The organism is Aurantiacibacter sp. D1-12 (genome assembly GCF_028858515.1).
Classification (GTDB): domain Bacteria; phylum Pseudomonadota; class Alphaproteobacteria; order Sphingomonadales; family Sphingomonadaceae; genus Alteraurantiacibacter.
On sequence record NZ_JAPJZJ010000001.1, the window covers coordinates 391,741 to 411,520 of the forward strand.

The 19,780-nt window shown below is 60.1% G+C and carries 20 protein-coding genes; 16 read left to right on the forward strand and 4 right to left on the reverse strand.

Annotated elements, in window-relative coordinates; translation table 11 throughout:
- Nucleotides 1–15 precede the first annotated feature (15 nt).
- A complete protein-coding gene (murI, locus tag OOZ52_RS02020) occupies nucleotides 16–810 on the reverse strand; it encodes a glutamate racemase (protein ID WP_274696807.1) in 795 nt (264 codons plus the stop codon).
- 83 nt (nucleotides 811–893) lie between these two features.
- On the opposite strand from murI, the gene plsY reads away from it, so the two are divergent.
- From plsY to OOZ52_RS02050, 6 genes are all read left to right on the forward strand, one after another.
- A complete protein-coding gene (gene plsY / locus OOZ52_RS02025; protein WP_274696808.1) occupies nucleotides 894–1,502 on the forward strand; it encodes a glycerol-3-phosphate 1-O-acyltransferase PlsY in 609 nt (202 codons plus the stop codon).
- Complete coding sequence (gene dprA, locus OOZ52_RS02030) at nucleotides 1,499–2,623, forward strand: DNA-processing protein DprA (RefSeq protein WP_274696809.1); 1,125 nt, start codon at nucleotides 1,499–1,501, stop codon at nucleotides 2,621–2,623. The genes plsY and dprA overlap by 4 nt, the downstream gene beginning before the upstream one ends.
- 21 nt (nucleotides 2,624–2,644) lie before the next feature.
- Complete coding sequence (locus OOZ52_RS02035; RefSeq protein ID WP_274696810.1) at nucleotides 2,645–3,316, forward strand: hypothetical protein; 672 nt, start codon at nucleotides 2,645–2,647, stop codon at nucleotides 3,314–3,316.
- 96 nt (nucleotides 3,317–3,412) lie between these two features.
- On the forward strand, nucleotides 3,413–5,953 hold the full coding sequence (gene topA, locus OOZ52_RS02040) for a type I DNA topoisomerase (protein ID WP_274696811.1): 2,541 nt from the start codon (nucleotides 3,413–3,415) through the stop codon (nucleotides 5,951–5,953).
- Nucleotides 5,954–6,048: 95 nt separating this feature from the next.
- Nucleotides 6,049–6,288 carry a hypothetical protein gene (locus tag OOZ52_RS02045; RefSeq protein WP_274696812.1) on the forward strand — a complete coding sequence of 80 codons (240 nt, stop codon included), beginning with the start codon at nucleotides 6,049–6,051 and terminating at the stop codon, nucleotides 6,286–6,288.
- Nucleotides 6,289–6,300: 12 nt separating this feature from the next.
- A complete protein-coding gene (locus OOZ52_RS02050) occupies nucleotides 6,301–6,942 on the forward strand; it encodes a response regulator (RefSeq protein WP_342454922.1) in 642 nt (213 codons plus the stop codon).
- Here the strand turns inward: OOZ52_RS02050 and era are convergent.
- Genes era through lepB form a run of 3 tightly spaced genes read right to left on the reverse strand, consistent with a single transcriptional unit; the run spans nucleotide 6,935 to nucleotide 9,350 of the window.
- Nucleotides 6,935–7,837: a GTPase Era gene (era, locus tag OOZ52_RS02055; RefSeq protein WP_274696813.1), complete on the reverse strand. Its 903-nt coding sequence runs from the start codon at nucleotides 7,835–7,837 to the stop codon at nucleotides 6,935–6,937. The genes OOZ52_RS02050 and era overlap by 8 nt on opposite strands.
- The gene (rnc, locus tag OOZ52_RS02060; RefSeq protein ID WP_274696814.1) at nucleotides 7,834–8,505 is read right to left on the reverse strand and encodes a ribonuclease III; all 672 of its coding nucleotides are present in this window, start codon (nucleotides 8,503–8,505) and stop codon (nucleotides 7,834–7,836) included. Before rnc ends, era begins: the two co-directional genes overlap by 4 nt.
- Complete coding sequence (gene lepB, locus OOZ52_RS02065) at nucleotides 8,502–9,350, reverse strand: signal peptidase I (RefSeq protein ID WP_274696815.1); 849 nt, start codon at nucleotides 9,348–9,350, stop codon at nucleotides 8,502–8,504. The genes rnc and lepB overlap by 4 nt, the downstream gene beginning before the upstream one ends.
- 242 nt (nucleotides 9,351–9,592) lie before the next feature.
- Here lepB and pgi point away from each other — a divergent pair, with 242 nt between their 5' ends.
- The 10 genes from pgi to OOZ52_RS02115 all read left to right on the forward strand — a co-directional run bounded on the left by pgi (nucleotide 9,593) and on the right by OOZ52_RS02115 (nucleotide 19,779).
- Entirely contained in the window at nucleotides 9,593–11,113 is a 1,521-nt protein-coding gene (gene pgi / locus OOZ52_RS02070) for a glucose-6-phosphate isomerase (RefSeq protein WP_274696816.1), read from the forward strand.
- Between the two features lie 112 nt (nucleotides 11,114–11,225).
- Nucleotides 11,226–11,585 carry a hypothetical protein gene (locus OOZ52_RS02075; protein ID WP_274696817.1) on the forward strand — a complete coding sequence of 120 codons (360 nt, stop codon included), beginning with the start codon at nucleotides 11,226–11,228 and terminating at the stop codon, nucleotides 11,583–11,585.
- A 254-nt stretch (nucleotides 11,586–11,839) separates the two neighbouring features.
- On the forward strand, nucleotides 11,840–12,394 hold the full coding sequence (locus tag OOZ52_RS02080) for a hypothetical protein (protein WP_274696818.1): 555 nt from the start codon (nucleotides 11,840–11,842) through the stop codon (nucleotides 12,392–12,394).
- Nucleotides 12,395–12,822: 428 nt separating this feature from the next.
- Complete coding sequence (locus OOZ52_RS02085; protein WP_274696819.1) at nucleotides 12,823–14,319, forward strand: DEAD/DEAH box helicase; 1,497 nt, start codon at nucleotides 12,823–12,825, stop codon at nucleotides 14,317–14,319.
- Nucleotides 14,320–14,371: 52 nt separating this feature from the next.
- Entirely contained in the window at nucleotides 14,372–15,400 is a 1,029-nt protein-coding gene (locus OOZ52_RS02090; RefSeq protein ID WP_274696820.1) for a hypothetical protein, read from the forward strand.
- Between the two features lie 74 nt (nucleotides 15,401–15,474).
- The gene (gene gorA / locus OOZ52_RS02095) at nucleotides 15,475–16,827 is read left to right on the forward strand and encodes a glutathione-disulfide reductase (protein WP_274696821.1); all 1,353 of its coding nucleotides are present in this window, start codon (nucleotides 15,475–15,477) and stop codon (nucleotides 16,825–16,827) included.
- A gap of 90 nt (nucleotides 16,828–16,917) precedes the next feature.
- A complete protein-coding gene (locus tag OOZ52_RS02100) occupies nucleotides 16,918–17,562 on the forward strand; it encodes a DUF2975 domain-containing protein (protein ID WP_274696822.1) in 645 nt (214 codons plus the stop codon).
- Complete coding sequence (locus OOZ52_RS02105) at nucleotides 17,562–17,789, forward strand: helix-turn-helix domain-containing protein (protein ID WP_274696823.1); 228 nt, start codon at nucleotides 17,562–17,564, stop codon at nucleotides 17,787–17,789. The genes OOZ52_RS02100 and OOZ52_RS02105 overlap by 1 nt, the downstream gene beginning before the upstream one ends.
- Nucleotides 17,790–17,846: 57 nt before the next feature.
- Nucleotides 17,847–18,701 carry a hypothetical protein gene (locus tag OOZ52_RS02110; protein WP_274696824.1) on the forward strand — a complete coding sequence of 285 codons (855 nt, stop codon included), beginning with the start codon at nucleotides 17,847–17,849 and terminating at the stop codon, nucleotides 18,699–18,701.
- 79 nt (nucleotides 18,702–18,780) lie between these two features.
- The gene (locus OOZ52_RS02115) at nucleotides 18,781–19,779 is read left to right on the forward strand and encodes an isoaspartyl peptidase/L-asparaginase family protein (protein WP_274696825.1); all 999 of its coding nucleotides are present in this window, start codon (nucleotides 18,781–18,783) and stop codon (nucleotides 19,777–19,779) included.
- Nucleotide 19,780: the final 1 nt, after the last annotated feature.

Consider the following 19,780-nt stretch of genomic DNA (forward strand, 5'->3'; position numbering starts at 1 on the left):
TCAATAGAGTGATCGTTAAAGCCGCTCGATAACCGAGAGGCCATAGGGTTGAAGCGCGTGCGCTAACGTCTGGTCAACCGGGCCGGTCACGATAGCCAGGCCGGGGCCATCGCGTTCGAACGCCTGATCCTGCGTAAGATGGGCCACGCGGTGGGCAATGCCTGCTGCACCGTCTACGAATCGCACTTCCTGGCCAAAGGCAGCGCGCAGTTGTGCTTCAAGCAGAGGGAAATGGGTGCAGGCCAGCACAACCGTGTCTATCTCGGCGTCGCCTGCTTTGCTGCGCAGATCATTCGCCACTTGCTCGAAAATCGCAGGGTCTGGTGTGCCGCCACGAAGCAGCAATTCGGCAGCGTGCACCAGTTCGGGTGCGGCGTACCGGATAAGCTTCTTATCCGTAGCAAATTTGGCTTCCAAATCGTCGACATAGCCCTGCCGAATCGTGGCAGCGGTACCAAGCAGGCCGATGACACCCGTCTTGGTTAGAGCCGCTGCCGGCTTGATCGCAGGGACTGTGCCGACAATCGGAATTTCCAGCACATCGCGCACCATGCCCAGTGCAATGGTGCTCGCAGTATTGCAGGCGATGCAGATCAGGCGGGGCTGATACCGCTCGGCAAGGCGACCGAGCAGCCCTGCAACCCGCGCCGCAATCTCCGCCTCGGTCTTCTCGCCATAGGGCAGTCCGGCAAGGTCTGCAGCATAGATGACCGGCGCATCAGGGAGCGTTTCCCTGACCGCTGCAAGCACCGACAACCCGCCAAAGCCGGAATCGAAAAGCAGGATCGGGGATTGTGCGGAAACGATCATTTGATCGCAGCGCCTAGAGCCTTCCTCCATTTTCGACAAGGTTGGGCGTTCCCAAGAGTTTGCGAAGGGGCTAGGGTCTCCGCATGGACTTCTTGCTCGCACTCCTGCTCGGTTACGCGTTTGGTTCGGTGCCTTTCGGCTTGCTGCTCTCCAAGGCAGCGGGGATGGGGGACATCCGCAATATCGGATCTGGCAACATCGGCGCGACGAACGTACTGCGCACGGGGAATAAGGGTTTGGCAGCGGCGACGCTGTTGCTGGACTTCGCCAAAGGGCTGGTGCCGGTGCTGATCGCTGCGTGGATATGGAGCTACATCCGGCCTGCTGATCTAGTTTGGCAGTGCATGTCACTCGCCGCTCTCGGTGCGGTTCTGGGGCACTGCTTTCCGGTCTGGCTCAAGTTCAAAGGCGGCAAAGGTGTTGCGACTAATGCCGGGGTCAGCTTCGGGCTCGCCTGGCCTATCGGGCTCGCATACGCGGTGGTCTGGGTCGCAGTGCTGGCGATCGGCCAGATTTCCTCTGTCGCCGGGATGAGCGCCGTGGTGGCAGCGGCGATTGCGGCATATGCTCTCGGTTTCCAGCAATTTGTGCCTGTCCTTGCGCTGATCGCTGTGCTGATCATCTGGCTGCATCGCGCGAATATCGGGCGACTGATGAAGGGTGAGGAGCCAAAGGTCGGCAGCAAAAAGTGAGCGAGGGCGGGGGCACCACCACAACTTCGATTTCGCAGGAGGAGGCGTTTGCGCGTATCCGCCTGCTGCGCTCCGCCAATATCGGCCCTGTTTCCTATGCCCAGCTGTTGCGGCGTTTCGGCAATGCGATCGCCGCACTAGAAGCGCTGCCTGATCTCGCGAGGCGTGGGGCGAAACGGGATTACAGGCCAGCTGCCCGGTCTCGCATTGAGAATGAGGTGGCGGCGGCGCGGGAAGAGCGCGCGCGATATGTGTTTCACGATAGTTCGGACTATCCCGCCTTGCTCGGCAAAATGGAGGGTGCTCCGCCGATCCTGACCGTGCGTGGGGATATGGCGCTGGCCGCAAAACCCTGCGTGGCGATGGTCGGTGCGCGCAATGCTTCTGCAGCTGCGGTCAAGCTGGCGCGCGACTTTGCGCGGGAGCTAGGGCAGGGTGGGTTCACCGTCGTTTCCGGGCTCGCGCGCGGGATCGACGGAGCCTGTCACGAAGGCGCGATGCCGCACACCATCGGTGTAATCGCAAGCGGGATCGACATCGCCTACCCGCCGCAGCATGCGAAGTTGCAGGAGCAGATCGCGAGCGACGCCCTGCTGATCGCCGAGGAGCCGCCTGGCACCCAACCGCGCGGCCAGCATTTTCCCAAGCGCAACCGCATTATTGCGGGGCTGGCCGGCGGAACGCTTGTGGTGGAGGCGGCGACAAAGTCCGGCTCGCTCATCACGGCGCGGCTGGCGGGAGAAGCGGGACGCGAGGTGATGGCTATACCCGGAAGCCCTCTCGAAGCACGTAGCCAAGGTTGCAACCACCTGATCCGCGAAGGCGCGGTTCTGGTGCAATCGGCGGACGACGTGATGGAGCTACTTTCCGGCTACGACGGCTCGCCGCTGTCATCATTCCACGAGCCCGTCAGTCCCACGGATTACGGAGATTTTTCGGAGGATGAGGCCGCCAATGGTGCAGACATTGCCGACCTTCTGACTACCGCTCCTGTTGCAGTGGATGAACTGATCCGCCAATCAGGCGAAAGTGCCGGCGCTGTGCAGATGGCGCTGTTAGAGCTTGAGATTGCGGGTAATTTGGTCAGACATGCGGGCGGAAGGGTTAGCCTAGCAGGCTGATCGATAGATGAGAAAGCACACATGAGCTTCGTCCAGCAAAAGCGCGCCAATGTCTTTGACCTGCTCGCCGGAGCATTTCGCGAGCTGTCAGAGATCCGCAAGGAGCTGGCGATCTACTTCGTCATCTTCGCCGCGTTGCTCTTGTTTCCGACTCGATGGATCGGTCTGGGTTCGAGTCTTGTAAGTTCGTTGGTGCTGTTCCTCGGTTATTTCGTGGCGCAGTATTGGCTCTACCAAGCAATGTTGCGCAAAGCCGGCATGCTGCAGGATGGTAAGTGGCGGATCGTCGAATTCTTTGTAATGGCTCTGGTGCTGATCGTGCCGATCTCAATCGGGCTCAACCTGTTTGTCATCCCCGGCCTGATCCTTATCGCCAAATGGATCATGGCACCCACCTACCTGGTCGCACAGAAGCGAAACCTTATTCAGGCTATCGGGGAAAGCTGGAGTGCCAGTTCGGAAAACAGCGTTGCTCTTACTCTCGCTGCTACTGTGATATGCGTAATTTGGGGCCTGTCGTTTGGCCTCGCCGCGGCGCTTATCGGGCTGGCGGATGTGATGGACGTGGTGGCCGGGGATGATCTCTTCTGGCTCTGGGTGTATTTCCTGCCAGTACTGCTCGCGGGTCTGTCCATGTCGGCCTATCGCCAGCTGAGCGATGAAACCGCCTCGCTGACCGAAGTCTTTGCTTGATTTTGCACGTCCGTGTCTCCACCCGCTTGACGAAACCGTGAAACCCGCACCACCCTCGCGCGTACGTACACGTGTAGGGACACCCATCGGAATATTATGCAGCTCGTTATTGTTGAGTCGCCCGCCAAGGCGAAAACCATCGAGAAATATCTGGGCAAGAACTTCAAGGTTCTCGCCAGCTACGGCCATGTGCGCGATCTGCCGCCCAAGGATGGCAGCGTTCGCCCGGATGAAGATTTCGCGATGGACTGGGAAGTCTATGCCGACCAGCGCAACCGAAAGCAGGTAAAAGCTATTGCCGATGCGGCAAAGGATTCGGATCGCCTGATTCTGGCAACTGACCCTGACCGTGAAGGTGAGGCCATCAGTTGGCACGTGCTGGAGCTGCTGAAGAAGCGCAAGGCTTTGCCTTCCGCAGTAGAGCGCGTGACGTTCAACGCGATCACCAAAAAGGCGGTGACCGACGCGATGAAAGCGCCGCGCGAGCTCGATCAGGATCTGATCGACGCTTACCTCGGGCGTCGCGCACTCGATTATCTGTTCGGGTTTACGCTCTCGCCTGTCCTGTGGCGCAAGCTGCCCGGCGCAAAGTCCGCCGGCCGTGTGCAATCGGTCGCCCTGCGCCTGATCTGCGAACGTGAACGTGAAATCGAAGTCTTTAAAGCGGACGAATACTGGTCCGTTGTCGCCAAGATGGAGCACGACGGGACGGCCTTTGATGGTCGCCTTGTCCGCTATGACGGCAAGAAGCTTGAGAAGCTCACACTCGGTAACAAGGGCGATGCTGATGCTGCGAAAGCCGCTGTCGAGCAGGGCCGCTTTACCGTGGAAGAGGTGGAGACCAAGCCACTCAAGCGCAGCCCGGCACCGCCGTTCACTACCTCGACCCTGCAACAGGAGGCCGCGCGCAAGCTGGGATTCTCGGCCAGCCACACGATGCGCTGTGCTCAGTCGCTCTATGAAGCGGGAGCGATCACATATATGCGTACCGATGGTGTGCAGATGGATATGAGCGCCATTATGGCGGCGCGTGATGCCATCGCGGACCGGTTTGCCGAGGATTACCGTCCCGAAAAGCCACGCTTCTACCAGTCAAAGGCGAAGAATGCGCAGGAAGCGCACGAGGCGATCCGTCCGACAAGCTTCAAGAAGGATCGCGCCGGTTCGGGAGACGAGGCGAAGCTGTATGACCTGATCTACAAGCGCGCGATGGCGAGCCAGATGGCGACTGCTCAACTTGAGCGTACCACTGTCACCATGCGCGATCCGACCGGCAAGCATGAGTTGCGCGCTACCGGGCAGGTTGTGAAATTCCCGGGCTTCCTGGCGGTTTATTCGGAAAGTTTCGACGACAAGTCAGACAATGACGATGACAATCTGCTGCCGGTGATGCGCAGGGGCGATGCTCCGGCGAAGAAGACTGTCGAGGCGACCCAACACTTCACCCAGCCGCCGCCGCGTTTCTCCGAAGCTTCGCTGGTCAAGCGGCTCGAAGAACTCGGCATCGGGCGCCCGTCAACCTATGCTTCCACCATTCAGACGTTGCGTGATCGTGATTACGTGCGGATGGAAAAAAATCGTTTTTTTGCAGAAGATTCCGGACGACTTCTCACAGCATTCCTTGAGCGTTTCTTCCCCCGCTACGTGGCCTATGACTTCACGGCAGAGCTGGAAGAGGAGCTGGACGATGTTTCCGGCGGGCGAGCAGAATACAAGGCGTTGCTGAGCACTTTCTGGCGTGACTTCAAGCCGAAGAGCGATGAGGTGATGGAACGCCAGCCTTCGGAAGTGACCGAGGTGCTGGACGAGTTTCTTGCCGACTTCCTCTTCCCGGAACGCGAAGATGGGAAACCACCACGCTGGTGTCCGCTATGTGCCGAACAGGGCCGCGAGGGCGGCGAACTGCATCTGCGCGGCGGCCGATATGGCGCCTTTATCGGGTGCGAGAACTATCCGGAGTGCAACTTCCGCCGCAAATTCGGCCAGCCTGGCAGCGATGATGGATCGGACGATGGCGCGATGGGTGAGCACCCTGAAACGGGCGAGACGATTGAGCGCAAGTCAGGCCGCTTCGGACCGTACGTGCAGATGGGTACCGGAAAAGATGCCAAGCGTGCCTCCATCCCTAAGGATATCGACGATTTCGATCTCGAATGGGCGGTCAAGATGCTCGGGCTTCCTCGCGTGATCGGGCCACACCCGGAAACGGGCAAGGATATCGAGGCCGGTTCATGGCGCTATGGCCCCGCTGTCCGTCATGATGGCACTTACGGCAAGCTGCAGAACACCCGCGAGATCTTTGAGATCGGCATGAACCGCGCGGTTGACCTGCTGGCAGAAGCTGCATCGCAAAAAGGCGGGCGAGGGCGTGGCAGCCGCGAACCGCTGAAGGTGCTCGGCAAAACCGAGGCTGGTGACGATGTGAAGCTGATGGACGGACGTTATGGCCCCTACATCACCGACGGAAATGTCAACGCGACGATACCGAAGGATAAAGACAAAGGCGCTCTCACACTGGAAGAGGCGCTTACTCTGATCGCGGAGAAGGCAGCTAAAGGCCCGGCGAAGAAGCGCAAGCGCAAGGCTCCTGCCAAGAAGAAAGCGGCTCCGAAGAAGAAGGCTGCGGCCAAGAAATAGGCGTGTTTGGCAGCGTGTTTCGAAAGCGCATTGTTTGTTGGTAAATAATCAAGAAATGCCCGCTAGGCAGGGGCCTTCAATCGAGGACCTGTCTAGTGATCGAGATCGAAATTCAGAACGAGACGCACCAGACGCAACAGCGTCTGCGCTTTGCATCGGTGCCGCGCATCGGTGAAGGTATTCGCCTGCGCGAAGAGAGCGGTGTTTACGAGCAGTATGACGTGCTCGACGTGTGGTACCAGAAGGCCGAATTCGGCGATGTCTGGACACCTTACATCCATGTCCGCGCGGCTTCCGCCGCTTCGGTGACTGCTGTCGCTGGCGGCCGGTTTTAAGGGGACGCGACGATGCAACATCTGATCAAACGCCGCACCGGTCCGCATGCCGCAGACAAGAGCATGACGCTGGCTGAACGCCTCGCCGCGAACCGCAAGGCCTCGCAGGACGTGGCCGCCGAAGAGATGCTGGAGGAAGCGGTTGAGGTAGAAGCACCCGAAGACGTGCTTGAGCTGACCGATCTCGCACCTGAGCCGATAGCCGACGAGCAGCCGACCGATCCGACCGAAGCGATTGTCCAGGCGGCCAAGGCCGCGCGCGATGGCTCTGCCAAACCCGCAGCTTCAGGCAGGACCTGCCTTGTCGTCGATGACAGCCGCGTGATCCGCAAGGTTGCCAGCAGCATCGCAACCGGGCTTGGTTTCATAGTTGTCGAAGCCGAGAACGGCGAGGAAGCGCTTGTCCGCTGCAAGGCCGCGATGCCCGATCTTGTGCTGACCGATTGGGACATGCCGGTGATGGACGGCCCGACGTTCGTTTCCTCCTTGCGAGAGCTTCCCGGTGCGAGTGCGGTCAAAGTCGTCTTCTGCACCTCAAAGGGCGAAGCAGACGATATTCACAAGGGTATCGGCTCTGGCGCAGACGACTACGTGGTGAAGCCGTTTAACGATGCGACCCTGACGCCAAAGCTGCGCAAGCTCGGCGTTATCTGACCCAGTCGAGCCCCATCTCCTCGTAGACCTCGCGGTTTTCGGACCAGCGATCGTCCACCTTCACGTGGAGGAAGAGGTGGACTTTCTGGCCCAGGATTGCTGACAGTTCCTTCCGCGCTTCCTCGCCGATCTCCTTGATCCGGCGACCCTGTTTGCCCAGCACGATGGGCTTCTGGCTGTCGCGCGCGATCACGATCTGCTGGCGGATCTCGACCGAGCCGTCTTCGCGCTGCTCGTAGCTCTCAGGGCGTACTGCGGCATCGTAGGGCAGTTCCTCATGCAGCTGGCGGTAAAGCTGTTCGCGCGTCACTTCGGCGGCGAGCAGGCGTTCGGAAGCGTCCGACACCTGGTCTTCTGGATAGTGCCACGGTCCCTCCGGCATCATCGCGGCGAGCCGTTCTTTCAGTTCTGGCACGCCATCGCCGGTGAGGGCAGAGACGAAGTAGACCTCACCGAACTCGGCGATCTGAGTCAGCTCCTGTGCCAGCGCGAGCAGCGGCTCTTTTTTGCTCACATCGACCTTGTTCAAGACGAGGATCTTGCGTTCGGGGCGGTCTTTCAGGCTTTCCAGCAGCGGCATCAGCTCGTGCCGACGCTGCTTTACGGGATCGACCACCAGCAGCACCGCATCAGCCGCGGTCGTGCCTTCCCATGCCGCGCTCACCATTGCGCGATCGAGCCGGCGTTTGGGTTCGAAGATGCCGGGCGTATCGACCAGCAAGATCTGCACGTCATCGTGCAATGCAATGCCGAGCAGGCGTGCGCGCGTCGTCTGCGCCTTGGCGGAGGTGATCGCGACCTTCTGACCAACGAGCTGGTTCACCAACGTGCTCTTGCCCGCATTGGGAGCGCCGATCACGGCGACGAGGCCGCATTTGGTTTCGGCTTCGCTCATCCGAACTTCTCCATGAACAGCTTGGCCGCCTCTGTCTCCGCATCGCGCTTACCGCTGGCAGTCGCTTCAACCTCGCCGACCTTATGCACGCTCACCCGCACGGTGAACTTGCGCGCATGGTCTGGGCCCTGGATGTCGACGACTTCGTAGTCTGGCGGCCTACGGTCATTGCCTGCGGCCCATTCCTGCAGCGCGCTCTTGGGATGCTTGCTCTGCCCGGTCTTGCCCTTCAGTGCGCCGTCCCACAGTTGCCGGATCAGCGCTTGCGTAGCGTCAAAGCCGTTTTCGAGGAAGCTCGCGCCCAGCAACGATTCCATCACATCGCCCAGCACGTTGTCGCTGTCGTGCGCGCCGTCCTCGCGGGCTTGCTTGCCCATGATGACATGCGGGGAGATGCCGATTTCGCGCGCGCGGTCGGCGCAGGCCTGCTTGCTCACCAGAGCGTTGAGGCGTTGCGCCATGCGGCCTTCATCGCTGCGGCCGTTTTCGAACAGGTAGTGCGCGATGGTGAGGCCAAGCACGCGGTCACCCAGGAACTCGAGCCGCTGGTAATCGCGAGCCTCGCCAGTGCTGCCGTGGGTCAACGCTTCGCGCCAAAGACCTTCGTCGCGCACGGTGAAGCCGGTCTGCTCCAGCCAGCCGCGCGTATCGCCATTCAATGCACTCAAATGCCGTCCCCGATGCGGCTCCAACGGGCGGCAGTGAACCACGTCCACGGGAGCGCCCATTCGGCATGGCCATCGGTGGACCAGTACATGAAGCTCGCTTCGGCGACGAGGTTGTCCTGCGGGACAAGGCCGATGCCGCGGTTGGGCTCTGCCGGGAAACGGCTGTCGAGCGAGTTGTCGCGGTTGTCGCCCATCAGAAACAGCATGCCTTCGGACACGATCACGGGTGCGGTGTTGTCCTGCCCGGTCACACCAAGGTCGATGATGTTGTACGAGACGCCACCGGGCAGTGTTTCGCGGAACTGGGTGTAGGTGCACATGCGTTCGCCATCGGGCGAGGTGCTGGCCATGCCGCGGCAGCCTTCACCGGGGCGCACAGGGATCACGAAGTCCTCGATCCGCTCCATGCCGACAGGTTCACCGTTCAGGTTGAGTACGCCATCGACCATCTGCACCGTGTCACCAGGGACGCCGATCACGCGCTTGATGTAGTCCGATTCGTCGATTGGGTGCTTGAAGATCACGATATCGCCGCGATCAGGTTGGCTGGCGAGGAAGCGGCCATCGCCAACGTCGATGTCGAACGGCAGCGAATAGCGCGAATAGCCGTAGGACCACTTCTGGCTGAACAGGTAATCCCCCACCAGCAGGCGGGGCATCATGCTCTCGGACGGTATGTTGAAGCTGGTGAAGAAGAAGGTGCGGAAGATCAGCACCACGATCACCAGTTTGACCAGGAACCAGCCGAAGCTGCCCCAGCTCTCTTCTTTCACGTCCTTCTCGTCCGCCTTTGCCTTGGGGGCATCGGCGGGCTCGTCGATCTCTCTGATATGCTCTTCACTCATCGCTGCAGAGCCTTGTTGCGCCGCGCCGCGAAGGTCAAGCGTGGTGATCGTTTTGACCGTGTTTTCCGGCGCTTTTCAACGCCCACGGGGGAACCTGTTACACCTGTTACACAGTCCTGGGGCAAATTCTGCCGCTCCGCGTCGGGCAGTCTGAAAAGTGCCATCGTGCATAGGTATTTGCGGTTTGCAATCATGGCCGAAGCGCCTAGCGATAGAGCGATATTGTAGGAAAGGATTTCCCGTTGACCCTCAGCCGCGATGACGCCTGGAAGAAAATTGCTCTCCACCCTGATCCCACCCTGGAAGAGCTGTTTGCCGCCGATGCAGATCGCGTGGACAAGCTGGCGACACGGTTGGAGCTGACGGCAGACGGGCTGGGCGTGCTGTTCGACTGGTCGAAAACGCACCTGACCGATGACCTGCTGGCCGATTTCGAGGCCCTTGCCGAAGCAAGCGACTTCGATGGAATGCGCGACAAGCTGTTCGCAGGCGAAGTGGTCAACCCGACCGAAGGTCGCGCCGCCGAACATTCGGCACTGCGCGGCGTGGGCAAGGAAAGCTCGATCGAAGAAGCAGAGGCCTTGCGCGAACGCATGCGGCTGCTCGTCGGCGCGCTGCACGAAGGCGCATTTGGCGAGATCAAGCACCTGATCCACGTCGGCATCGGCGGCAGCGCGCTAGGGCCGGACTTGGCAGTGGACGCCCTCGCGCGCGACCTGCCGCTGGTGGATGTGCATGTTGTTTCCAACATTGACGGTGTGGCGCTGGAAGAGGCGTTTGAGGCCTGCGATCCCGCGACGACCTTCATCGCGGTCGCCTCCAAGACTTTTACCACGATCGAGACGATGACCAACGCCCAGAGCGCGCTCAAGTGGCTCGCGGACAATGGCGTCGCCGATGCCTCGGGCCGCGTAATTGCGCTCACCGCCGCGCCCGAAAAGGCGGTGGAATGGGGTATCGACGAAACGCGCATTCTACCCTTCGCCGAAAGCGTTGGCGGGCGCTACTCGTTGTGGTCCTCCATAGGTTTCCCCGTTGCGGTGGCCGTGGGCTGGGAAGATTTTCAGGCGATGCTCGACGGTGCAGCGCGCGTGGACGAGCACTTTCGCGACGTGAACGGGCGCGACAACCTACCGCTGTGCGCGGCCTTCGCCGATCTGCTCTATGCTCGTATCAAGGGCGCGCAGACCCGCGCCGTGTTCGCCTATGATGAGCGGCTGCGGCTGCTGCCCGATTACCTCCAGCAGCTGGAAATGGAATCGAACGGCAAGAGCGTGACGGTCGATGGCTCACCCAGCGGCCCGACCGCGCCGATCACATGGGGCGGGGTAGGCACCGACGCGCAACACGCGGTGTTCCAGCTGCTCCACCAAGGCACGCATCTGGTGCCGATAGACTTCATCGCCAGCATTGAAGCGGGCGACACGCTCGACGCCGCGCACCACACGATCCTGCTGATGAACTGCTTCGCCCAAGGCGCGGCCCTTATGGCAGGCAAAAGCTCGGACGATCCGCACCGCTGCTACGCTGGCAACCGTCCCTCCGCGACGATCCTGTGCGACGATATCGACGCGACGACCTTCGGCGCGCTGATCGCCTTCCACGAACACCGCACCTTCGCGAACGCCGTGCTGATGGACATCAACCCCTTCGACCAGTTCGGCGTCGAACTGGGCAAGGAAATCGCGAAGAAGATCGAAAAGGGTGGCGAGCGGTTCGATGCAAGCACCGAGGCGCTACTTAAGGCGGCCGGGGTGGGGTGAGCCAGCGTATGCTCGATTACAACTTTGTAATCTTGAGCGTATTTGGCGCCAAAAATTTGACTTCTCGCACACATCTGCAAGGCTCTCCCTCAGAGCAATTCTGAGGGGGAAATTGCGAAGAACTGTTGCCTTTCTGGCGCTTATCGGCGCCCATGCGTTTTGTTCAGGCTGCACTGTCGTGCGCGTTGAAGGAGCGCAGGCGACAACATCTGTCGGCTTTGGCGTGACCGAGCTTTCCCCTCAAACAGATGCTGATGTGATTGCTTATCGGCTGACCGGCTTTGGCCTCGTGCCCGGTTTGGACAGCACGACGTTGGGCTACCGCTCGGAAGAAGTAGTGATTGTGCTCGACCAGTCGGCCTGCAGCGTGGTGATTTTTGAAGCTACTGATGAGCAAATAGAATTACTGGAAGAGGCGTTTGGAGAAAGTTCAGGCAAAAGTTCAATTTGTTATTTGGGGGGTGAAGAATGAAAAAGCTGGCGATTGTTGCGATATTGGTGGTGCTGGGTGGATGCCAATCGATTGAATCCGTTCCGCTCGTTTACGTGTCTTCGAACAAGGTTGGCGTAGATGTTTCTGTTGGCACGGCAGATAGCCCAGGTGCCAATCTTACGATTGGGGCAAATACGACTGACGCGGCATATGTTCCCGTAGCTGTCGCGCGGAACTGCAATTCTGTAAATGGGACAACAAACTCGGGCTGCGAATCCTTTGGGTCCGATATCATGCGGCTATATGGTGGTTCGTCCCCTGTAACGAGGCTCGAAGACTCGCTTGCTCAGATTGCAGGCGATAACGGCCAGATCAGCGGCATTCCCGTAGAAAAGCTGCTTGCAGGATTTTCCGACACCGATTCCGATCGAAGTGATGCACTTTCGGTTTTCGGAAGTTTCGAAGCTCGTGTCGGAGGCAACGCCGGCGCTCAGAACAGTGCAGGTGCCAGCCTGGGCTTTGGTAAGCTATTTGCCACAGGTGTGGCTGCGCAGAACCTGTCAGTCGGAGTGGACGATGTGGCTGTTGCACGCGCAGGAGCCAATTGCCTTGTCAGTATGAACTCAATCCTTTCGGGCCTTCCTGAAGCGGAACGAACCGCCGGTGTTGTAAGCGCACTCGCGCAAGTTTGCGGCCTTGGAGATATGGAACAAACTGCGGGCTATGGGGGCGAAACCCCTCCAGGTACCGAAGCACAGCCTCCTGAAGGCGAAACTGAGCAGCAGCCTGAAGGCGACGCTGGTGAAGAGATCGTGCCTGATCCGGAAGAACCGAACACGCAAGTATAAGACTTCTCGTTGGTTTTGAGGAGATCCTGCGCGTATTGTCGCAGGATCGACTTCAACGTCCCTTTGCGCCTTCTATTCCCAGTTGGGAGAGTTGCCATTATGGCTGTCAACTGGCTTTGCCGACCTCGTATGGGCCAGTTTCTAGAAGGTGGTCACTTGGAAATCGTCCGGCTCAGCAAGCTGTTCGGCGGAGCGGGTTAACGCTCTCGCATTGACTTTTTGCACTGCAGCATCCACATGCCCCCCATCGAAGTGTGCGCCAGCGTGAAGCGGCGGTGGTAGAAAACCATCAAGCCCCGGCAGCCCTTCGGTCCTTTTACCTGAGACTTCCCTTTTCACGCGGGTCGTTTTGACACCCGCGCCGCGCTCGGATTCCGTTTCGGATTCCGGATAGCGTGCCGCATATATTGCGAGTTTAGATACACATAATGACTATCAAATTTTCCGATCTCGGCCTGTCGCAACCTGTCATGCAGGCGCTCGACATGCAGGGGTATGACACGCCGACGCCGATCCAGGCGCAGGCCATTCCGGCGGTTCTTGAAGGCCGCGACCTCCTGGGTATTGCGCAGACGGGCACGGGCAAGACCGCTGCCTTCATGCTCCCGAGCATCGATAACCTGCGCAAGGCGGACAACCAGATCCCGTTCAAGTCGTGCCGCATGCTGGTGCTTGCGCCCACGCGTGAGCTGGCCGGCCAGATCGCCCAGAGCGCCAAGGACTATGGAGCGTTGGCGGGTCTGAAAGTGCATTCCATCGTGGGCGGCACCTCGGTCAACAAGGATCGCAACAAGCTGCACCGTGGAACTGATATTCTGGTTGCGACACCGGGCCGTCTGCTCGACCTGATCGACCAGAAGGCATTCAACCTCTCCGGCCTCGAGGTGCTGGTGCTGGACGAGGCTGACCAGATGCTCGACTTGGGCTTCATCCACGCGCTGCGCCGCATTCGCGAGCTTGCCCCGGCGGATCGCCAGACACTGTTCTTCAGCGCGACCATGCCGAAGCAAATCAAGGAACTGGTCTCCGGCTATTGCAACAATCCGGTGCAGGTGAGCGTAACGCCCGAAAGCACGACGGCGGAGCGGATCGACCAGTACCTGTTTATGGTGCAGGCGAACGAGAAGCAGTCGCTGCTCGAAATGATCCTTTCGGGCCGCCATCCGGTCCCGGGCGAGTTTGAGCGTGTACTCATCTTCACGCGCACCAAGCATGGTGCGGACCGCGTCGTGAAGAAACTTGGCCAGGTCGGCATCGCTGCGAACGCCATTCACGGCAACAAGAGCCAGCCGCAGCGCCAGCGCGCGCTCGACGAGTTCAAGCGTGCCAAGGTGCCTGTTCTGGTGGCGACCGATGTGGCTGCACGCGGGATCGACATTCCCGGCGTCTCACACGTCATCAACTACGAGCTGCCCAACGTGCCCGAGCAGTACGTCCACCGCATTGGCCGCACCGCGCGTGCGGGTGCTGATGGCGTGGCGATTGCATTCTGTGCCGAGGATGAGCGCGCATATCTGAAGGACATCAGCAAGCAGACCGATGCTGAGTTTGATCGCCTGCCGCTGCCGGAGAACTTCCGCGCAGTTGTCGAAGGCGTCGGCCCGACCAAGCGTGCCCACCCGAACCAGACGAAGATGAAGCGCGTTAAGCCCAAGCCGCGCGGTGCCTCTGCCGACATGCGTGGCGGAGTGAAGTCCGATGGTCCGCCGAAGAAGAAGCACCCCAATCGCAAGGGCAAGCCGAGCGGTACAGGGCAGGGTGGCAAGCCCGGCGGTCGCCCTCAAGGCAACCGTGGCGGAAAGCCTGGTGGTCGCCCCGGCGGCAAGCCCGGTGGTCGGCCTGGTGGCGGTCGTAGCTTCCAGAAACGTCGTAGCGGTGGTGGCGGTGGCCAGCGTCGTGGCGGTGGAGCTTCGCGTCAGGGGTAAATCGGCCTAAGGCTAGCCAAATCTTAAGCATGTCGCGCTTAGCCTCGCGCGCATGATCAGAACCAAGACAACACTGGTCGTGGGCGCGGGTGCGTCTTGCGAGCTGCAATTTCCTGACGGACGGGAATTCCTGGCGCGTATTGCGGCGGGTTTCGATTTCCAACGCCTCGGCGGACCACTCGAATCGCCCGATATCAAGGCGATGGCGGATCATATCGCTGATATCGCCAAGAAAGCCCGGGTGAAGAAAGAAGCGCTGATGGAAGCGGGTCAGGTAATCCGCTCTGCCGCGCGTATTTCCGGTTCGATCGATGCGATTCTGGAGCAGCACGGCGACAATCCGATGGTGCTGGCCGTCGGCAAGCTCGCCATCGCGCATTATACACTGGACGTAGAGCGCCAGTCTCCTCTGGGAGAAGAGCCCAAGGATCCGGGCGACCTGCCCGTGCGCGGTACCGAGAACTGGTTGTTCCAGCTGGCTCGTGCAGTGGTGAACGGTGTCCCGCGGTCAGGGGCGGAGCGGTGCTTCGACAACCTCTCTATCATTTGCTTCAACTACGACCGTTCCATCGAGCATTACCTGCCGTGGACGCTGCACATGGCTTTCGGCATGAGCCTGACCGAAGCACGCGCTCTGGTGGCGGAGAAGCTCAAGATCATCCATCCCTACGGCACGCCCGGAAAGCTTGATTGGCAGAACGGCAAGATGCCCACGGCCGATTGGGGCGCGGAAGAGCTGGACGATCTTCCGTCAGTGGTCGAGCAGATACACACCGTCTCAGAACGCGCCGGCCAGCGTGGTTTTCAGCGCCAGATCCTCAGCGAAGTCATGCAGGGCAAACGGCTCGCCTTCCTCGGCTTCGGCTTCGATCCGATGAACTGCGCGATGCTGTTCGATGCTCCGTTCGAGCACAATCCCGATGTGCTGGTGACGCTGCCGCGCGCCAGCGAAACGCAGCGCGCCGCCGTGATGCGGCTGCTCAAGCGGCAGGCGGGTATCAAAGATGACAGCATGATTACCATCGAAGATCTGCGCGCATGGGAACTGATGCGCGATTACGCACCATTCCTGGAAAGCTGACGTAACCGCCGGCTGTTGCCCCGCGAATGCTGTTGGACCATAGCGTTCAGACAGCAATTCAAGGGGCACACTCCATGGGCCAGCAATACGACTACGATCTCTTCACCATCGGCGCAGGTTCGGGAGGCGTTCGTGCCAGCCGTGTTTCTGCAGCACACGGCGCAAGGGTAGCCATTGCCGAGGAGTATCGGGTTGGAGGAACCTGTGTGATCCGCGGGTGCGTCCCCAAGAAAATGCTCGTTTACGGCGCACACTTCGCTGAAGACCTGGAGGACTGCCAGAGCTTTGGCTGGGAGATCGAAGGCAAGCGTTTCCACTGGCAGAAGCTGCGCGATTCCGTGATGAGCGATGTCGACCGGCTTGAGGGTCTCTACGGAGAGACGCTCGAAAACCACAAGGTCGAGATTTTCCGCGAACGTGCCGAGATCACCGGTCCGCATGAAATCACTCTCGCAAGCGGCAAGGTCATCACTGCCAAATACATTCTCATCGCCACCGGCGCGCGCCCGGCGTTGCTTGATTTTCCCGGCAGCGAGCACGCGATCACCTCGAACGAGGCATTCCATCTCGATGAATTGCCCAAGCGGGTGATGATTGCGGGTGGTGGCTATATCGCCAACGAATTCGCCGGCATCTTCAACGAATTCGGCAGCACGGTTTGTCTCGTCAATCGCGGTGACCAACTGCTACGGCAATATGATCAGGCGCTTCGTGACCGTCTGCTGCAGATCAGCCTGATGAAAGGCATCAATTTCCATTTCAACACGACCTTCAAGTCGATCACCAAGAACGATGACGGCTCGCTCCATGTCGAGCTGGATGGCTCTCCCGACATAGATGTCGACTGCGTTATGTTTGCCACCGGCCGCGTGCCCAACACCGAAGGGTTGGGACTTGAAAACGCGGGTGTCGAGGTCGGCAAGAAGGGCGAGGTCGTGGTCGACCGTTTCAGCAAGACCAATGTGGACCATATCTATGCTGTGGGCGACGTGACTGACCGCGTGCAGCTGACCCCTGTAGCCATCCGCGAAGGGCAGGCCTTTGCAGACAGCGTGTTCGGCAAGGTGGAACCCTATGCCGTTGACCACAGCTGCATTGCCAGCGCGGTCTTCAGCCATCCGCCTATTGCAGCGGTTGGCCTGACCGAAGGTGAAGCGCGCAACTCGCTGGGTTCGATCAAGGTCTACCAGTCCGATTTCCGCCCGATGAAGAACGTGGTCGCGGGTCGGAACGAGCGTTCGTTGATCAAGATGATCTGCGATGCGGAGGACGAGCGTATTGTTGGCATCCACATGATCGCGCCCGAGGCTGCCGAGATGATGCAAGCCGCAGCCGTCGCCGTGAAAGCGGGCCTGACCAAGGCCGATTTCGACGCGACAACAGCCATTCACCCGACCATGGCGGAAGAACTCGTCCTTATGCGGTGAGATATATAATTTACGTAAAACATAAAATAACTGTTGCGAATCGCAAAATATGAGCGCATAGGCTCCTCCAGCAGAATTTGGAGGAAGACTATGAGTGCGAAGAGTACGAAATGGACGCGGCGGTTTGTGGACCTGCTGATAGGATTGTTTGTCATCGCAGGGCTGGCTGCGTTGATTCAGGCATTTGGCGCATACAGCGAGGGCAAGTTTCACATGGTGAGCTATCCCGCGTCGAGCGAGAACATCGAGATGATCGTTCTTGATCCGGGGCCTGATGCTGACGCATTCTGGCAGCTGAAGGAAGGCACGATCCGCGTTGACAATCACAGCTGGCTTCGCGCGACACGCCTACTTGGCCGATTGGCTGTTTTAGGTTTGCTGATCGGTGTGTTCTGGCAACTTCGTGGGATGCTAACACGAGTGGGACAGGGCGACGTGTTCAATGACGAAAACATCGCGTCATTGCGCAACATCGGGAAGTTCCTGCTGATCACGAGCATCTTGTCGATCTCGATCACTTTCATGACGCAGTATGCCATCCTTGATGCGATCCCGCCGCTGGAGGATCGCCACATTCACCCCTCGATCAGCTGGAATAAACCCGACGTGGAGAATATCTGGCTTGAATATTCACCGCCCATCGTGCCGATGCTTCTGGCAATGGTAGCATTCATTACGGCCGGCGCGTTCAAATCGGGCAAGCAGTTCCGCGAAGACAGCGAGAGTGTGGTCTGATGGCGATTATCACCAACCTTGATGTCATGATGGCCACGCGCAAGATCAGCCTGAAAGACCTGGCCGAGCGTGTCGGCATCTCCGCCACCAACCTCTCTTTGCTCAAGACGGGCAAGGTCAACGGAGTGCGATACCGCACGCTGGATGCCATTTGCCGGGAGCTTGATTGCCAGCCGGGCGATATCTTCGAGTATCGGCCGGATGATGGGGAGGAAACGGACAGTTAGCGCCGTTCAGCGCGGGGTCAGCGGCAGAGGCGAAGAATAGGAAGCAAGGAGAAAACCATGCGTATTCCTGTACTTCTGCCTCTTGTCGCGCTCACCGCGTGCGGCGCGAACAATGGAGATACTGGTGTGACCGGGCCTGTAGAAAGCGGCTATGCCACGCAGCTTGAGGCACCGGCACCCGACTATGCCCGGATACTTCGCGAGGCGCCACCGCAGCAGTTCGACTTCGAGTCATTGCGGCGCGAGGGCACGGGCTCGCCACCCGTAAATGCGAAGCAGGTCGGCGAGACGTGGCTGCAGCGTTTGCAGGCGCTGGATCTGGTTGATGGCTACGGCCTGTCAGGCAAGGATGACGATACCCCGATCGCCAGTTTCGACCTACGTCTGACTGCAGATGACTTCGATGCCTGGGTAGAAGAAAACGGGTGGGAGGTTCCGCCCCACTTGCGGTGGAGCTTCGTGCCACCGCTCACAATGCCGCGAGTCAGTGAGGCTGCGGCAGAAGGCATTCGCATCTGGCCGTCATCGGAGCAGCGCACTGGCCTGCAATTGCAGGCGGCGGGCGGTGGCCGGATTTTCCTGCGCGACGGGTGCTTCTACGTGCAGCGGCGCGGACAAGATGAGCAGCAGCTTGCCTGGTTCCACACCGAAACGGGTCTCGATGTGGATGATGAGGGCTACTACGTCCTCGTGAACCGCGTGTCCGGTGAGGTGGAGGGGAGACTGGGTGAAGAGTTCATCTGGGCCTCGCCCAACCCTATTACTCCAGGAGGTCCCTCGATGGAGGAGCTTCGCGAGGCCTGCGGCGACGGCGAGGTGTTCGGGGTCGCCAACCCCTCCGCGGAAGCGAAGATGAACACCAGGTACCCTCCCAGCGCACCGGATGCGATGCCTCCACCCGGCATTGAGTAGGGGCTTGCTCAAGCTTCCCCTTGATCTTCACCCGCGCCTGGCGGCATGAAGGTTTCAACAATACAAATGGGGCCGTTCCATGAAGCATCTGCTGCGCATTTTCCTACCGCTCTTCGCAATCCTGCTGCCAACCGCCATCGCGGCGCATGAGGTTGAGCAGTCCGACTGGTCGATAGCCATCCACGGCGGAGCGGGGACGATTGCACGCGAGTCCATGACGCCCGAGCGTGAAGCGGCCTACAACGCGGCCTTGCAGGGCGCGCTTGATGCGGGGGCGGCTGTGCTGGCAGAAGGCGGAACGGCGGAAGATGCCGTCATCGCGGCGATTACCCTTCTTGAAGACGACCCGCTCTTCAACGCCGGGCGCGGCGCGGTGCTGACGTGGGAAGGGCGGGTATCGCTCGATAGCTCGCTGATGCTGGGACATGACCTGAGCGCCGGTGCGGCGGCGGGCGTAAGCAATGTGCGCCACCCGATCCTGCTGGCACAGGAAGTGATGCGCGATGGCCGTCACGTACTGCTGAGCGGTGAGGGTGCAGAGATCTTCGCCGCCGACCGCGGGCTGGAGCAGGTCGAAGAGGAATGGTTTATCACGCCGCGTCGACTCGAATCGCTCGAGCGTTTCCGTGCCAATGCTATCGCAACGCTGGAAGATGACGAGCACCGTTACGGCACCGTGGGCGCCGTTGCGCGCGACACACACGGCAATCTGGCGGCGGGCACGTCCACCGGCGGTATGACCGGCAAACGTTGGGGCCGCATCGGGGATTCGCCGCTGATCGGTGCGGGCACCTATGCTGATAATCGCGCCTGCGCTGTCTCGGCCACGGGGACGGGCGAGTACTTCATCCGTGCAAGTGTGGCGCGCGCGATCTGCGATCTGATGCGCCTGTCCGGCATGGGGCCGCAAGAAGCTGCCGACAACCTGATGACCGAAGTGCTCGAACTGGGCGGTACGGGCGGCGTGATTGTCGTCTCGAACATGGGGCAGACGGCATTTTCGTTCAACACATCGGGCATGTACCGCGGCCGCGCAGACAGCACGGGTGTGAACGAAGTCGCGATCTACGGGGACTAAC

Bases quoted from the DNA above. Each gene is read 5' to 3' on its own strand.
- murI (WP_274696807.1), bottom strand. From the start codon at position 810: ATGATCGTTTCCGCACAATCCCCGATCCTGCTTTTCGATTCCGGCTTT.
- plsY (WP_274696808.1), top strand. From the start codon at position 894: ATGGACTTCTTGCTCGCACTCCTGCTCGGTTACGCGTTTGGTTCGGTG.
- OOZ52_RS02035 (WP_274696810.1), top strand. From the start codon at position 2,645: ATGAGCTTCGTCCAGCAAAAGCGCGCCAATGTCTTTGACCTGCTCGCC.
- topA (WP_274696811.1), top strand. From the start codon at position 3,413: ATGCAGCTCGTTATTGTTGAGTCGCCCGCCAAGGCGAAAACCATCGAG.
- OOZ52_RS02050 (WP_342454922.1), top strand. From the start codon at position 6,301: ATGCAACATCTGATCAAACGCCGCACCGGTCCGCATGCCGCAGACAAG.
- era (WP_274696813.1), bottom strand. From the start codon at position 7,837: ATGAGCGAAGCCGAAACCAAATGCGGCCTCGTCGCCGTGATCGGCGCT.
- lepB (WP_274696815.1), bottom strand. From the start codon at position 9,350: ATGAGTGAAGAGCATATCAGAGAGATCGACGAGCCCGCCGATGCCCCC.
- OOZ52_RS02080 (WP_274696818.1), top strand. From the start codon at position 11,840: ATGCGGCTATATGGTGGTTCGTCCCCTGTAACGAGGCTCGAAGACTCG.
- OOZ52_RS02085 (WP_274696819.1), top strand. From the start codon at position 12,823: ATGACTATCAAATTTTCCGATCTCGGCCTGTCGCAACCTGTCATGCAG.
- OOZ52_RS02090 (WP_274696820.1), top strand. From the start codon at position 14,372: ATGATCAGAACCAAGACAACACTGGTCGTGGGCGCGGGTGCGTCTTGC.
- gorA (WP_274696821.1), top strand. From the start codon at position 15,475: ATGGGCCAGCAATACGACTACGATCTCTTCACCATCGGCGCAGGTTCG.
- OOZ52_RS02100 (WP_274696822.1), top strand. From the start codon at position 16,918: ATGAGTGCGAAGAGTACGAAATGGACGCGGCGGTTTGTGGACCTGCTG.
- OOZ52_RS02105 (WP_274696823.1), top strand. From the start codon at position 17,562: ATGGCGATTATCACCAACCTTGATGTCATGATGGCCACGCGCAAGATC.
- OOZ52_RS02110 (WP_274696824.1), top strand. From the start codon at position 17,847: ATGCGTATTCCTGTACTTCTGCCTCTTGTCGCGCTCACCGCGTGCGGC.
- OOZ52_RS02115 (WP_274696825.1), top strand. From the start codon at position 18,781: ATGAAGCATCTGCTGCGCATTTTCCTACCGCTCTTCGCAATCCTGCTG.